The 13,678-nt window shown below is 59.8% G+C and carries 15 protein-coding genes and 1 pseudogene; 11 read left to right on the plus strand and 5 right to left on the minus strand.

The window, feature by feature from the left end:
• The first annotated feature begins 88 nt into the window (after window positions 1–88).
• From BCL79_RS20200 to BCL79_RS01375, 9 genes are all read left to right on the plus strand, one after another.
• Entirely contained in the window at window positions 89–259 is a 171-nt protein-coding gene (locus BCL79_RS20200) for a hypothetical protein (RefSeq protein WP_183073622.1), read from the plus strand.
• On the plus strand, window positions 252–857 hold the full coding sequence (locus BCL79_RS01340; protein WP_220668886.1) for a hypothetical protein: 606 nt from the start codon (window positions 252–254) through the stop codon (window positions 855–857). The genes BCL79_RS20200 and BCL79_RS01340 overlap by 8 nt, the downstream gene beginning before the upstream one ends.
• Window positions 850–1,899 carry a replication initiation factor domain-containing protein gene (locus BCL79_RS01345; RefSeq protein WP_121036817.1) on the plus strand — a complete coding sequence of 350 codons (1,050 nt, stop codon included), beginning with the start codon at window positions 850–852 and terminating at the stop codon, window positions 1,897–1,899. The genes BCL79_RS01340 and BCL79_RS01345 overlap by 8 nt, the downstream gene beginning before the upstream one ends.
• On the plus strand, window positions 1,881–2,159 hold the full coding sequence (locus tag BCL79_RS01350; protein WP_121036818.1) for a single-stranded DNA-binding protein: 279 nt from the start codon (window positions 1,881–1,883) through the stop codon (window positions 2,157–2,159). Before BCL79_RS01345 ends, BCL79_RS01350 begins: the two co-directional genes overlap by 19 nt.
• Window positions 2,160–2,192: 33 nt before the next feature.
• A complete protein-coding gene (locus tag BCL79_RS01355) occupies window positions 2,193–2,354 on the plus strand; it encodes a hypothetical protein (RefSeq protein ID WP_259462071.1) in 162 nt (53 codons plus the stop codon).
• Between the two features lie 14 nt (window positions 2,355–2,368).
• Window positions 2,369–2,503, plus strand: coding sequence for a hypothetical protein (locus tag BCL79_RS20425; protein WP_259462072.1), 135 nt, complete (start codon window positions 2,369–2,371; stop codon window positions 2,501–2,503).
• Between the two features lie 121 nt (window positions 2,504–2,624).
• Window positions 2,625–3,617 (plus strand): virulence factor TspB C-terminal domain-related protein, encoded by a 993-nt coding sequence (locus BCL79_RS20205; RefSeq protein WP_183073623.1) that lies wholly within the window; start codon window positions 2,625–2,627, stop codon window positions 3,615–3,617.
• The gene (locus BCL79_RS01370; protein ID WP_121036821.1) at window positions 3,617–3,901 is read left to right on the plus strand and encodes a DUF2523 domain-containing protein; all 285 of its coding nucleotides are present in this window, start codon (window positions 3,617–3,619) and stop codon (window positions 3,899–3,901) included. The genes BCL79_RS20205 and BCL79_RS01370 overlap by 1 nt, the downstream gene beginning before the upstream one ends.
• Complete coding sequence (locus BCL79_RS01375; RefSeq protein WP_220668887.1) at window positions 3,901–5,121, plus strand: zonular occludens toxin domain-containing protein; 1,221 nt, start codon at window positions 3,901–3,903, stop codon at window positions 5,119–5,121. Before BCL79_RS01370 ends, BCL79_RS01375 begins: the two co-directional genes overlap by 1 nt.
• Before the next feature lie 367 nt (window positions 5,122–5,488).
• On the opposite strand, the gene BCL79_RS01380 is transcribed toward BCL79_RS01375, so the two are convergent.
• A complete protein-coding gene (locus BCL79_RS01380; RefSeq protein ID WP_121036823.1) occupies window positions 5,489–5,752 on the minus strand; it encodes a DUF3653 domain-containing protein in 264 nt (87 codons plus the stop codon).
• Window positions 5,753–5,988: 236 nt separating this feature from the next.
• Between BCL79_RS01380 and BCL79_RS01385 the strand changes: the two genes are divergently transcribed.
• Together BCL79_RS01385 and BCL79_RS01390 are read left to right on the plus strand one after the other, a co-directional pair.
• Window positions 5,989–6,324 (plus strand): DUF3653 domain-containing protein, encoded by a 336-nt coding sequence (locus BCL79_RS01385; RefSeq protein WP_310793641.1) that lies wholly within the window; start codon window positions 5,989–5,991, stop codon window positions 6,322–6,324.
• Between the two features lie 45 nt (window positions 6,325–6,369).
• Window positions 6,370–7,245 (plus strand): annotated as a pseudogene (locus BCL79_RS01390) (site-specific integrase); the annotation flags it as partial.
• A gap of 56 nt (window positions 7,246–7,301) precedes the next feature.
• On the opposite strand, the gene BCL79_RS01395 reads toward BCL79_RS01390, so the two are convergent.
• The 4 genes from BCL79_RS01395 to BCL79_RS20355 form a co-directional block, all read right to left on the minus strand.
• Window positions 7,302–9,149: a UvrD-helicase domain-containing protein gene (locus tag BCL79_RS01395; protein WP_121036825.1), complete on the minus strand. Its 1,848-nt coding sequence runs from the start codon at window positions 9,147–9,149 to the stop codon at window positions 7,302–7,304.
• Window positions 9,146–11,413, minus strand: coding sequence for an AAA family ATPase (locus BCL79_RS01400; protein WP_121036826.1), 2,268 nt, complete (start codon window positions 11,411–11,413; stop codon window positions 9,146–9,148). Before BCL79_RS01400 ends, BCL79_RS01395 begins: the two co-directional genes overlap by 4 nt.
• A 129-nt stretch (window positions 11,414–11,542) precedes the next feature.
• Entirely contained in the window at window positions 11,543–12,523 is a 981-nt protein-coding gene (locus tag BCL79_RS01405; protein ID WP_121036827.1) for a hypothetical protein, read from the minus strand.
• A 369-nt stretch (window positions 12,524–12,892) separates the two neighbouring features.
• Window positions 12,893–13,474: a hypothetical protein gene (locus BCL79_RS20355; protein WP_220668888.1), complete on the minus strand. Its 582-nt coding sequence runs from the start codon at window positions 13,472–13,474 to the stop codon at window positions 12,893–12,895.
• Between the last annotated feature and the right edge of the window lie 204 nt (window positions 13,475–13,678).

The raw sequence follows: 13,678 nt of genomic DNA on the forward strand, positions 1-13,678 counted from the left end.
TGTTCTTGGTACCGGTCCTGATCCTTGCTGCGATCAAGGGCCTTCTCGCATACGTGCGCTATCGCCGCGACCGGGGGAGATTCTTCCAGTGACCGCCGTTCTGATGATCGTCTCTCTGATCGGCGCGAGCCTGTCCATCGCCTTCGGCGTTGTCCGCATCGGCACCTGGCTGATCGACCGCCGCGAGCACGACGGCACCCGCGTTATCCGCGAAGCCGCCATCGCAGCCCAGGCATCGGCCGAGGTGCGCCGTGGTTAAGCCACTTCGCGTTCTCATCGCCTGCGAATATTCCGGCCGCGTCCGCGATGCCATGCGACTGCGCGGTCACGACGCAATGTCCTGTGATCTTCTCCCCAGTGAGGTGCCCGGTCCGCACTACCAGGGTGATGTGCGTGATGTGCTGTATGACGGCTGGGACATGCTGATTGCCCATCCACCGTGCACGCATCTAGCTGTCTCGGGCGCTCGGTGGTTCAAGGAAAAACAGAGGGAGCAGGCAGAAGCGCTCGATTTCGTGCGCCTGCTCCTCAATGCGCCGGTTTCGCGTATCGCCCTGGAGCAGCCCATTTCCATCGTGGCAAGCCGAATCGCTCCCACCTCCCAAGTGATTCATCCTTGGCAGTTCGGCCATGGCGAGCGAAAGACGACCTGCCTTTGGCTGGTCAACCTGCCTCACTTGGTCCCGACCAATGTTGTCTCTGGTCGAGAAGAGCGTGTCCATCGCATGGCGCCAGGTCCGGATCGCTGGAAGGAGCGCTCCAGGACGTTCGAGGGCATTGCCGAGGCAATGGCAGATCAGTGGGGTGATGTCGCACAGCTTCCTTTGATGCTTCCCCTGGTGGTGGCCAATGGCTGACTCCGCACGTCTCATGCTCGCGTGCATGCCATCGAACGAGGGCTTTTCCCCGGTATCGACCGGTCAAAAGGGGCAGGGAGGGGCGGAGGTTGGCCCGGGGAGTAACACGGGCCAAAAGGGTCAGCAAACCGCGATTATCGACTACCTGACCCTTGTGATGCCCCAATCCGTTGTTGACGATTTTCGCTGTAGCAACATCGAGCTTCTGTTGTACAAGCTGTTCGGTTTTCGTGGCGAAGTCGTTGCAGGCGCTCTCCGGGACAAGAACTGGAACTTCTACGCCCTGTCAGCGTTTCTCATTGACCGCGACGGAGAGCTTGTTGGTCGCATCGGGGTCAGCGGCAACAAGGAAACCATCTGCGTCAGCCTGACTGGCGCAGGCTGCAAGTGGGTTAAGAACTGGGGCCACGTCCACAAGCAAGCCACTATGCTTCGCGCGCGAATCAGCCGCGTGGACTGTGCCCATGACGATTACGAAGGCACTCGGTTGGACGTGCATGCTCTGCGAGAGCGCGCCGCTGCTGGTGACTTCTGCGAGGGCGGTTGCCCGCCTAGGCACCGCTTCATGTCCGATGAGGGCCACGGCACCGGCTCAACGCTCTATGTCGGCGGCAAAGGCCACAAAGAGCTATGTGTCTACGAGAAAGGCAAACAGCTTGGCCTTGCATCGTCGCCGTGGGTGCGCGCTGAAGTTCGCCTGTATGGCAAACATGTTGAAGTTCCCCTGGACACCTTGCTTGACCCCGGCGCGTATCTGCGCGGTGCATACAGCGTGATGAGTGAACTGATCGAAGGCGTGTGCACCCGCCTCAAAACGATTCGCAAGCAAGTCGAAGTATCTGCCGAGGCGATGGTGCTCTGGATGGAGCGTCAGGTCGGTCCGGCACTCAATGTCCTGCGCGGTGCGTTCGGCCATTCGTGGTCTGACGTATGCGAGGCCCGCATCCTCCGAGACGGTCACCCCGGAAGGTTTCGCGGTATTGCCAAGGGTGACGCCCTACACAAATTAGTGAGAGAAGAACTATGCCCATCTGCCGCGTAAAGTCCGCTGCCGTCGAAGAGCAGCACAACCAGAAAACCCAGACCATCATGCGTTCGCAGATGGCTGGCCTCGACCTGGGCAACGGTTATGAACTGCCGTTCCGTGTGGGCCTCGGCCAGCGCCCGGCGTACCCGGTGGGTGAGTACGACATCGATCCCAAGTCCTTCGCGCTGGGCCAGTACGGCGACCTGACGCTCAAGCGCTACGTCGACCTCGTGCCGCTCGGTGCGAAGGCCGCTCCGCCTCCGGTCAAGGCCTAAGCCATGGCGCGGTACGTCTACGAGTGCTTGCAGATGGATCAGCAGACCGGCACCTGCACGCAAGCCGCATTCGTGCCGCGCACCGATATTCCTGACCTGACACCTGCCCAGGTCACCGGAATGTTGTCCCTTGTCCTCACTGCTTTCGCACTGGCATGGGCCTACAGACAACTTGGCAGGACCATTCGTTCGTAACAGGAGAGAGAACCATGTTGGATGCAACCGAAGCCCTCGTCATCCTCGCCAGTCTGGTCGGCGTCGTGGGCGCCATCGGTGCGGCAAAGCTCGCACCGGCCGCTATCTCGGTCGGCTTCAAGTGGCTGAAGGCTGCCATCTTCGGCTAACCGAAGTAGCAACACGGGGTCGGGCAATCCGACCCCTTTTTTATGGGGAAATCGTGATGCTTGGCATGTTCCTTTTGTGGGTCGGCACGCTGGCCTTCTACATCATGTTCGGGGACTGATGATGGCTATCCGCTTCGTCATGGCAGCGCTTCTTGTGGCGCTCTATTGGGGCGCTCCACAGGCTGCACACGCGGCATACGGCCAGTGCGGAACCAACGCTACATGGAGCGAGGCACAAATCCCTGCATCCTGTGATGCGGGCATTGCTTACAGTGAGTGCAATGCTGCGGAGACGGACGCTGCCGCCGCGATTCAGTTGCGCTACCCGACGCGAACGGTTGAAAAATACGGGTGCCCTCAGATTGGCAATCCGGGTTACAGGCGTTGCTACGTGAGAATCGCGGGTCTGACTGACAACGAGTGCGGCAAGTTCTATGGTCGAGGTCAGTGCTCAGCACGCCCTGAGGAGATGGGTTGGAAGGGGAGCGGTGCGACCGGCACTGGATCCGTCTGTCACAACGGCTGTGCATACGAGGGTTCTGTTTACGCGGGCTCACCCACTGGCCGCCTATTCGCAGCTAACGGTCAACTCTGCAAGAACAGCGATCTTCCCGCTCCTGAAACGCCCGATCCCGGTGATGGAGATGGTGGGGGCAGCGGTGAAATTCCGGGCGATGGCGGCGGTGGTGGCGACGGTGGGGGTGATGGCTCCGGTCCTGGTAATGGCGGCGGGGATGGCGGTGGTGGAAACGGCGACGGGGATGGTGGCGAGGGTGGTGGCGACGGCGACGGCGACGGTGATGGCGACGGAGACGGCAACGGAGAACCGGGCGGCGAACAGCCCAACGTGCCTTCTCCAGAGTACGAAGGAGACATTCCGTTTCCGTGGCTGGATGGCCAGATGCCAAGCACGCCTGAAGGCCAATGGAGCAGCGGGCTCGGAAACGGATCGTGTCCGGCATCGAAGATTGTGGACGTCTCGCTTGGCGGGTTCGGCCAGTCGGTCGAGTTCTCTTTCAAGCCCTTATGTGATTTCGCTACGTTGATTCGCGGCCTCGTGCTGGCGTGCTCTTCCATCGTGGCCGCCTACATCATTGCTGGAGTGCGCAAGTAATGCCTTGGCTCGCATCATTCCTCGTGTCGCTGGTGGGCAACTCACTGGCCCGTGTTCTGACTGGTGCAGGCCTAGGCTTGGCAACAGGTGCTGCACTGCTGCCACTTGTCCGCATCGCACTGAACAAAATCCCTCAGTACTTTGGCGGCATCTCGGCCGATCTGGCAAACGTCATGCTCATGTCGGGCGTAGGCGAGGGGATCACTATCATTGGCTCTGCCATCGTCACCAAAGTTGTGATCGACGCTGGCAAGGTTGCCGTTCAGAGGGCAGCTTCGAAATGATGTACCTAATTTCCGGTCAGCCGGGCAACGGTAAGACCCTTCGCGCCATGGCGATGCTGCTGGAATTCCATGAGCAAAACATGCAGCAGGCGAAGGAGGGAAAGGCTGAGATTCGCCGCTTCTTTACCAACGTCGCAGGCGCTACCACTGAAGAGAATCCGGACGCATTTCCGTGGCTGGAGAAGCTCCCCGAGCACAACGATTGGACCAAGCTCCCTGACGGCGCGTTCGTCCTGTATGACGAAGCGCATTCGGATGGGAACACGCAAGGCCTAGAGCGCTATGGCCGACTGTTCCCGTCCACCGGCAAGCCCGGCGAGTCTGATGATCCGCGTATCCGGTCGATGTCTACGCATCGCCATCGCGGTGTGGACCTTGTTTTCGTGACTCAGTGGCCGAGCAAGATTCACCACCAGGTGCGGACACTGATCGGCGCGCACGTGCACATGAACCGTGCGTTTGGCATGGAACGTGCGGGTGTTCTGACGTGGGGGCGCGTCCAGCCCGATCCGTACGATGAGCGTGTACGGGAGAAAGCTGAGGAAGAAATCTGGTCATATCCAAAGGACCTGTATAAGCGCTATCGCAGCGCGACGCTGCACACTGCCAGCCACAAGTTCAAGGTCCCGGCCCGCGTCTGGAAAGGTCTGTCCATGGTGATCGCGTTCATTCTGGCGCTGTGGCTGGTCTGGATATTCGCCGTCAAGCCAGGCGTCGATAAGCGCTCGAAGGTCTCTGAACCGGCCACCGCCGCGACGGCGGCTGGGGGGCTGGCGCCCTTCGGCGCGGCCCCGCCGGCGGCGCAACCCCTCACCCCTGATGAGTATGCTCAACAGCTGAGGCCACGGATTCCCGCACAGCCGTGGTCAGCCCCGATCTTTGATGGCCGCAGTGTGGTGGCAAAACCCGAGCTTTACTGCATGTCATCTGGCACCACCGCCCAGGATACGACTTGTACCTGCGTGACAGAGCAGGGCACCAAGCACCATATCCGTCTAGACCTGTGCGTCCTGATCGCCCGTGAGGGGCCTCAATACAACCCCTATCGCGAGCCCGCACAGCAAGGCTCGCAAGGGGGCGAGGGTGGTTCACTCGCTGTCGTCACGCCCCCGGGCGCTGGACCCGCTGCCGGTGCATCAGTTGGGACTGTCATCCGGGTAGCGGAGCGCCCTGTGTCAAGCTTCCCTGAGTCGGTGCAGAATCGATACTCGGGCAACTAGCATGGCTCGTTGATCTGCTTCCAACCGTTCTCCACACGTTCAAATCTGCGTCCCTGCATGCACCTTTCATTCGGTCGCAGGGGCGTTGGCCGGTGTTCCTGTTGAACTGGCATGGGTCTATTCACCACGCCCGGTAGCTTCTTAAGTTCGGCATCCAGCTGTCGTGATACCTGCTGCATCTGGTATCGCGTGTAAGCCGCTTCGATCAGGCTGTGGGCAGAGAGGGCCAAGAAAACCCCTAAGCCCACCTGCCACCAGATCGTGTGAATGGCGTCCGCTGTCCTCTGGTCAGTCAATTCCGTTCCCCCGTTGAATGGTCCGCGCATTCTAGCCGGGGTGTAGGGGCTGAGCCCCTACGGTTACGCCTTCAACCTGCTGACCGCCCGAAGTGGCGTTCGCGGAACTCGCCCAGGTCGACAACGACGACCTTTACCATCTGGCGCTGACCGGCTTTTCGTTGACCGGCCTCGGCCTTGCGCCGGGAGGCAAACCCGGCGACTCTCAGTTCCATCTGGTCCCGCCACGCCAGACCTGCAATACGTTCCGGGGTCATCCGGTCACCGTCAGGGCTGACTAGGTAGTTGCCGCGGATGCTCCAGCCCGAGAACGGGCCGCTTAGGTACTGGCACATGCATCAATGCTCGCTTTGTCCTTGGAACCACGGAGAGGCAAGAGCGATGCCAGCAGCAGGCGGATCAGGCCTGCGTAGTACCGACTTACGTTTAACATAATATACATTATGCGAAATAGGATAACGAGGCGTCTGGTGTGGATCTGGATGTGGATCAAGTCTTGCCTCCCTGCCCGGGAGCCCAACAAGGACGAGATCGCAGCATGACCACGATGGACCCGCACGACCGTATCGACATGACCGGCCCTTGGGCCGGTTTCGGTTTTCAGGGGGGCCATATGTTCACCCCTGAGGGCCACAGCCTTGAACCCTGCGACATGACCTGGTGGTCACTGACCTGCAACATCGCACGGGAATGGCGGCTGATGATGGAGGAAGCCCGGCCGCGGCCCACGCGATCGGCAGCATCTGGAAAGCGCTGCACCACAACGGATTCCAGCGTCGTATACCTGCGCGAGTACGTCAGAACTCGCAGAGAACGGCGGTTGGGCATGGGTGATCCCGGTACCGGCGCCGAACCTTCCAACGTGGTCCATATGTCACGTGGGCCACGAGGACCCAAGCGCGGATAAAGCGTTGCCCGTAGGGGCGCTGCCCCTACACCCCGGACCGACGATCCCGGGGCCGCCGTGCTGCAGTTCGTGGTCGACCATGTGGTCCGGCGCAACGCCGACGGCGAGCTGGCGTGGGAACTGCCGCCGGCGGTTGACCAGGCCTTGGTGGACGCTGGCCTGAAGGCCAAGCTGGGTTCTTGGACTTTGTCCACCGTCCGGCATCGGGTGGCAGTGCTGTCCACGGCGCACCGACTCAAGCAGCAGCCGAATCCCTGCGAGCAGCCGGCGATCCGCACCGTGCTCAGTCGTGCGGCCCGCGCTTCGGTCAAACGCGGCGAGCGACCGCGCAAGAAGACCGCAATCACCCTGACCGAGCTCGAGGCGATGCTGGCCACCTGCGACTACAGCCTAGAAGGAATCCGGGACCGCGCCCTCCTCTGCTTTGGGTTCGCCAGCGGCGGGCGCCGGCGCAGCGAGATTGCCGCCGCCGACTTGCGCGACCTACGGCGGATCGGCGAGGCGGGTTATATCTACCGTCTGGAGCACAGCAAGACCCAGCAGGCCGGCGTCACCGCCGCCTCGACCCCGGACAAGCCGGTGCTCGATCGGGCCGCGTTGGCGCTGGAGGACTGGCTCGAAGCGTCCGGGATCACCGAAGGGGCGATCTTCCGGCGGCTATGGAAACAGCGCGTTGGCCCTGCCCTGTCCCCCGCCGCGGTAGGCGAGATCGTGCAGCGGCGGGCTCGCCTGGCCGGGCTGGAGGGGGATTTTGGCGGGCACAGTCTCAGGTCGGGATTTGTGACCGAGGCCAGCCGCCAAGGGGTGGCGCTGCCGGCGATCATGCAACTGACGGAGCACCGGGCGGTCTCGAGTGTAATTGGATACTTCCAGACCGGCGGAGCTTCAGCGAATCCAGCTGCTCGACTGCTGGAGGATTAGAAACAATAGGAATTTTCATGCCGAGTGGCCCGGTCCCTGACTGGGGCCGAGAAGGCTTATGGCAGGCCGATCGAGACCTCTTCGGGCTTGAGCCAGCCCGTGGTTAGGAGCTGATCCCCAATCCGTGCCGGATTGGCGGCGTAAGCGACCAATGCAAGTGAGCGTTCCGCGCGGCTGCAGGTAACGTAGAGCAACCGACGGGTCGATGCGGTTTGACCGTCGTCAGCGCCGCCGCCGAAAAGCTTTTCGTACTTGAACAGGAAGCCGCGCGCCTCGTGATCATCCATGACGACCATGACGCGGGGGAACTCGAGTCCTTTCACGCCCTGATGCGTATCAAAACGCGCCTTGCCACTTACGTATTTGGCATAGGCCCGTACCTGCAAAAAGGGAATCGCTAAAAACTCGGCGATGGCTTTGTCTCGATCGCTGCGCTCCTGCTCGTCCTCAGCATCGCCCGCTTCGGCGGCAGCGGCAGCCAAGGCCACATTGAGCGTGTCGGGAATTGGGAAAAGACCGGTCTTGGCCACGTTATGAAGGATCTCACCAAACGTCACGGACGGATTGCCATCGAGCAGTGCAATCAGCGCATCCACGGCCGCCTGCGCACGGGCCAGCTGCTCAAACTGATCAGGAGCATGCTTCAGCGCAGATGGGCTCAACAGGGGTGAAGCTGCCCGCATGATCCGTGCGGTGCCAAACTTGTCGTCCTTGGCGTCCCATAGGGGAAGGATCAGGTTCGAGAAGAAGTTGACTGCAGGCAGTGCCCCATCCAGCAACGACGTCCGAAACTGTGTTACCGGATAGAGCGCTGCCAGCAAATCATCAAACCCCATCCGAAGGGCCGCCATACGATGCTCTAGGATGAGCACTTTGACCGCATCCTCATCCAGCCACTCCTGATCGGCAGTAATAGCGGCCATGTGTGCGCAGATGGCCTTCTCCGCGGCGACCTTATCGATCCCTTCGGAGGGAAGCACGAACATCCGCACATGCCCATCGATCGCGGCGCTACGGGGGATCTGGGTCTGCTGATCGGTGGACTCGCGAATCTTGTTAATGAGCTCGATGACTCGCCGCGGGCACCGGAAGTTCAGCCGCTTGGTCGGTGTGGCCCAGTCATCGGGCAGGTTCTCGCCCAAGCCCGGCTGACCATCGCCGTAGATGCGCTGCATCATGTCGCCGAAGAGGCCGACCACAACTTCGTCCTTGTGCGCGGCCTGGAAGGTGAACAAGGCTTCCACGATATGACGGTTTGTATCTTGGCTTTCGTCAACCAGTATGTAGGGGTAGCCATCGCGCAGGATGTGCCGGAGCACGGGCTTGGACTTCAAGAAATCCCCCGCCAGATGTAGCACTTCGGCGTGATTGAGCGAGTCCCTACCCCGGTTGTCACCGTCAGGGCTGTAGACGAAGGTCTTGGTCGTGTCGAGTCGGGCTAGTCGTCGTGTCTTGGACGCGATGTCGGCGATCCGCTCCGCGGATGCTTTCGTGCCTGCGCGCCCCTTGGCTTCCTTGGCTTGCAGGTCCTCAATGTCGGCCTTGAGTGAAACCCGGAGCCACTCCCGGATGTCGTGGTTGAATCCTTCAATCAAGGTCCAGGCAAAACTGTGGATCGTGGACACGGCGATGATGGGATCAAATTGCGTGCGCCGGATAATTTCATCACGCGCTGCCTTGGTGTAGGTGACGACCGCGACCTTCTGCCCACGGACTCTCAGGCGTGCGCCGGCCGTGTCGCGGAGGTAGTCCAGGGCTCCCACCAGCGAGCGAGTCTTACCCGAGCCAGCTCCGGCGAACAGGAAGAAGCTTCTGGGAGCCTGGGGATCGAGGCAGTGTTTGATCTCCTCGTCCACATGACGATCGAGTTCATCGTTGGGGACTGCGGCGGCCTCAATGGTCATGCTGCACCGGCCTTGGGAGCAAGATCGGCCTCCTTGCGCTTCAGCTGCTCGGCCAGCCACAGCAATCCATGCTCGATATAGGCCGGCACATGGAGTTGCTCAATGTCGTCGCTGAACAAGAGCTCGAGGGCGAACTCAGCCTTATCCCCTTCCTTGATCGCCTTGGCGACATCGGCTTTCAGCTGATTGCCGTCTTGAGCGGCATCGGCGATGGCCTGGAACTTGCCCGCTAGGCCAGTGGCCCTGCGGGCCTTGAAAAAATCAAAATTCCTGTAGAGCAAGGCGTCTTCGAACGTGTTGGCGTGGATCTCCACATCGACTGCCCCGAGCTTCAGTTTCTCTCCCGTCTGATATGCGGAGCGCACGGCATAGCCATTGGGATGAACGATGGCTTTCTCCTTCTCCTCCAGCTTCATGAGGATATCGACATCGGTCTGCTTGGGTGCCCAAGAGCGCAGCGTTTCATTGCGCGCTTCAAGTCCCTTGCCTAGCGCCGGCGTCCTGGCTTCGTTGGAAGCCGGATCCTTCGCGTCGAGGTCGGTGATGATCAATGTCGTCAGGCCCAAGGTGTCCACCAGACCCTTGAACCGGTGCGCATGGCTGCCGCCCACCTCCAACCAGGTGATATAGCGCGTCCGCAGATACTCGAATACATCGGCCTGTTCGACGAAATTGGGAACAAGGATGCGCTCGGCGCTGCCTTCGATGAAAATAGCGGCGTCGGCGAAGAACAGGTCGCAATGCGTCGCCTTGAGGTAGCGCGCCACAAACTTTTCCGTCTGGTCCGGTTTGCCGAAGACTGATGAGAGATTGACCACGCAGGCGGTGGGGGTCTTGCGCCCCTCGGAAGGGGGAAGCCGCCGGAAGTAGCGAAGCGCCGCAAAATCGCAGGCATGGGCGATGTGGCTGGAATGGGTGCTCACGACAAGTTGCGTGCTGAAATCAAGCGACTTTCCAAGGGCAGGATCATTGCGTAGCACGTTATAGGCGTGCCTGATGAACACCTGTTGCACCTGGGCATGGAGATACGCCTCGGGCTCTTCGACCAACATCAGGTGCAGCGGCGGGGTGGGCTTTACATCGTGTCCTGTTCCGGCTTTGCCCACCCGCATCCATGCATCGCGATAGCTCATCAGGTTGAAGACCATTGAGACCAAGTTCTGGTAACCCAGTCCGTTGGAGTCTTCCGGCAGGCGGTGCATATGCTCACCCGCCGCCGCGGGGATTTCGTACTGAATGGCGGACTCATGGCTCAAGCCGTCCTGCAGCTTGAGCTTGGTAGCAATCTTCAGCTTCGGGTCGGATATGCCCGGATAGCCAAGCTTCTGCAGTTCGATCAGCGCTTTGTCGAAAGCTTCCGATAGCCTGTCATCGAAGGCCTTGCGCGCCTTCTCCAGTGCCTCCATGGCCTTGATATCGGTCAGTTCCGGGGTATCACGCCAGTCCAAGTGCCTGTCATAGTAAGAGCGAAGCTGGGTGGAGAGCCGACCTGCACTGCGTGCATCTGCGCCTGCATCCTCGCGCTGCGTACGGTTACTGGTGGCCCCGAAACCTCGCTGCGCGCTGATTTCATCGATCTGGATGAGGCCGTCGAGTGGATTGCCCTCAATGGGCTCGGCGTCATCGGACAGGGCCTGCATGCGGGCAACGCCATCAGTGGGTTCCTCGACTTTCGCCGGGTCCAACAAATATGCCTTCACTTTAAAGAAGGTCCGCAGGCGACGCTCCAGAAAGTCGATCAGATTGAGCGGCCAGAGCTCCAATTGGGGCGGATCTTCCTTCCCTTCGACAGCTTGGGCTGCAGCGAGCGTGATGTCGGCCGCCTTCCTTCTCGCCGCGATGTACTCCTGCTGGAACTTGACGGCATCTTCGGGCTCAAAGCGAAACCGAACGCCAAGAGGGGCGGTCTTCCAATCCAGCGTCGGAAGCAGCTTCTGCACGTAATGCATCTCGCCCTTCTTGACTTGGAGCCACACATCCAGCTGCGGCAGGAACTCCAGAATGCCGGGCGCAGGCAACTCTGTGTCCGCGGCTATAGCCGCCTCCCAAGTCTCCCCTTGCGCATTCAGGGCTTGCCAATGCGCAAGCGACAGATCGTTGATGGAAAACCCACGCGTATCGACAAGGAAACGACGCAGCGCGGTCATGGCGGAGGTCTTGCCACTATTGTTGGCGCCCACCAGGACCGTCTTATCGGGGGCGAAAGCAATGCGCGCGGCCAACAGCTTCCGGTAGTTCCCAATCTCGACCATCGTTATCAGCACGTCCCTACTCCTTCAGGATTATCACTTGTCTCAGCGCCCCCGCCATTTGACGTGCAACGCAGGTGGCGGCAGCGACCGGGGTCTGGATGTCCAGCATCAATCGGACGCGAGGAATCAGGATGCCTGTTTCTAGAAGTCGGGAAACTCTTCATCCACTACGGCCACTTTGTCAGCGCGCTCAATGAGTAGCTTGTCCACCTCGAAAGCGAACGCGTCGATGGCGACGAATAGCGCATCAAGCTCCTCACGCGAAATCTGCACGGAATTTCCCGCCTTGTCGTGTCCGCCCCGGTGAACGATGTCGTGGCGCTTCTGAAGCGGTGCATCGAATGCCTTCAGGCTTGGTAGCTTGATCTCCAGTCCAAGCTTAAAGAACGGCACCACTTTGTCCCAACGATGCCAGACCATGTTCTGCAGGTGGCCTTTGACATGGGTCACTAACCCTTTTTGACGCTCAAACATCTCGCCCAAAGTGATTTTTTCGTCTCGAAAGACCGGAAGCCTCCTGACGATGCTCTCCAGAGCCGCTTCATCGTTGTCGACCCAGTAGTAGACCGTCTCGTAAAGGAACGCCTCCAAAACACCGATAGAATTACTGAAGACCAGTTTCATAGCTAGGTCTTTAGCTTCTGCATCGCCCTGCAAGCCAAGTATCTTCTTAGCTTGTGCGAGCCGCTCTCTGAGCTTCGCAAGTGGTGCGGAGCGGGCACTTACGTCGAAATCGAAACGCTCGTCCCATTCGTCATCTGGAGCGTGATTAATGGGGGCCCAGGCGTCGCCGTGCTCGCCCACCAACTCATCAACTACCTCTTGAATCAGGTCTTCGTCCACTATTCCGGAGAAACGGTCAGGTATCTCGTCCCCTGGATCATAGGGGCCGCCATGGATGAACAAGTAGCCCCCTTCCCGGCCGTTGTAGGGAGTCTCATCGGCAGGGTCGCAATAGCGAGCCAGAAACCACTCCCGCATCGCAGTGAGTTGGTCATCGCGCTCTGCGGTTCTGAGCCAGTTGTCGTCAGGATCGAATGGGCCGTCTGTATCGAAGACATTGCCATAGGCCTCCGGCGGGAGATTCGCTAGTTCACTGTCTTCAAAAGGGTCGTATCCCATAGTTCCTACTCCGAGTGCGGCTACCATTCTAGCTACATTCGTAGCTCAGCCGGCGACCTGTGGAAGCCGGGAAAGCTGCTACTCACTGTGTTGCCGTAGGGAGGGCGGCATTGGCCGCATCAAAGCAAGCGACCTCTTACAAACATGTCGGTGCGGGCAAGAATTGGCCGAAAAGCCGATCCTCAGTGAAGCGTGGTCTCGACTCGACCTGTCAGCGTTGGATTGATAGCGGACCTGCCCTACCCTCGATAAATCTTCCTAATCCCCTGCCCGGCCGAGGCTTCCCCGCCGGGCTAGAGCCTATCGTCTTAAAGGAGCGTAATGAAGAGATGGTGCGGAGCAATGGCTAGGTGCCCGTGCCTTTCGCCATCAGCGAGCGTAGTGAGTCACGTAGTCTTGCTTTTTATCGTTCCACTCAAAGCTGATACCGGTGACCGCAGAGGATTCATCTGCAACTACGCTGAAGATGCGTATTAGGTCTTCGATCAAGAATTCGTAGGCCCACTTATGCCGCATGTAGTCAGAGAAGACGAGCATGCCCTTGAACGCAGTGCCCTCTGACCATGTCTGCATCCAGTAGTAGTGAATGAGCTGATTGCAAACATCGAGAATGCTCAGATCAACAGTCTCAGGATTCGCAATGTCAAATCGATCTTCCGGGAATCCTGCGCCTAAAGATGTGAATGGCTTGATGCCGATCTTCTTGTAGCGAATTGCAGGTAGCCGAACGCTTCGAGCACGATCGTTGACCTTGGAGCGCTCAAGCAAGGAGCGGACCTGGAAGGCCACTAGCATTAGACGGCGCTCATACAGAACCAGCTGCTTCTCGGACCATCTTCGATACTTGCGATGCCGCTTGAGCCACAGCACTTCTGCGCGCAGCTCTTGCCGCCAATAAGTTGACTCGATCATCCATTTGAGGCCCGAGGTAGCTGCAGCGTAGATTGTCACCCATTGCAGAATTCATCAACGGGCAATGCCATCAGTCAGCGGGGTCGTCGGCCCAGTGCGATCTAAAGCCTTGGTTCCTGCTTATTGCCCGTGCCAGCGCAGCCGGCTTGAAACAAAGGAAGGGTGTCTTCCACACCCCCGATAGACATCCCTAATCCTAATGTTGGATAGCAGTTCCCCTACCCTACCCGTTGGGCCAGGGTC

The sequence above is a fragment of the Stenotrophomonas rhizophila genome, assembly GCF_003651185.1.
In the GTDB taxonomy this organism is placed as follows: domain Bacteria; phylum Pseudomonadota; class Gammaproteobacteria; order Xanthomonadales; family Xanthomonadaceae; genus Stenotrophomonas; species Stenotrophomonas maltophilia_Z.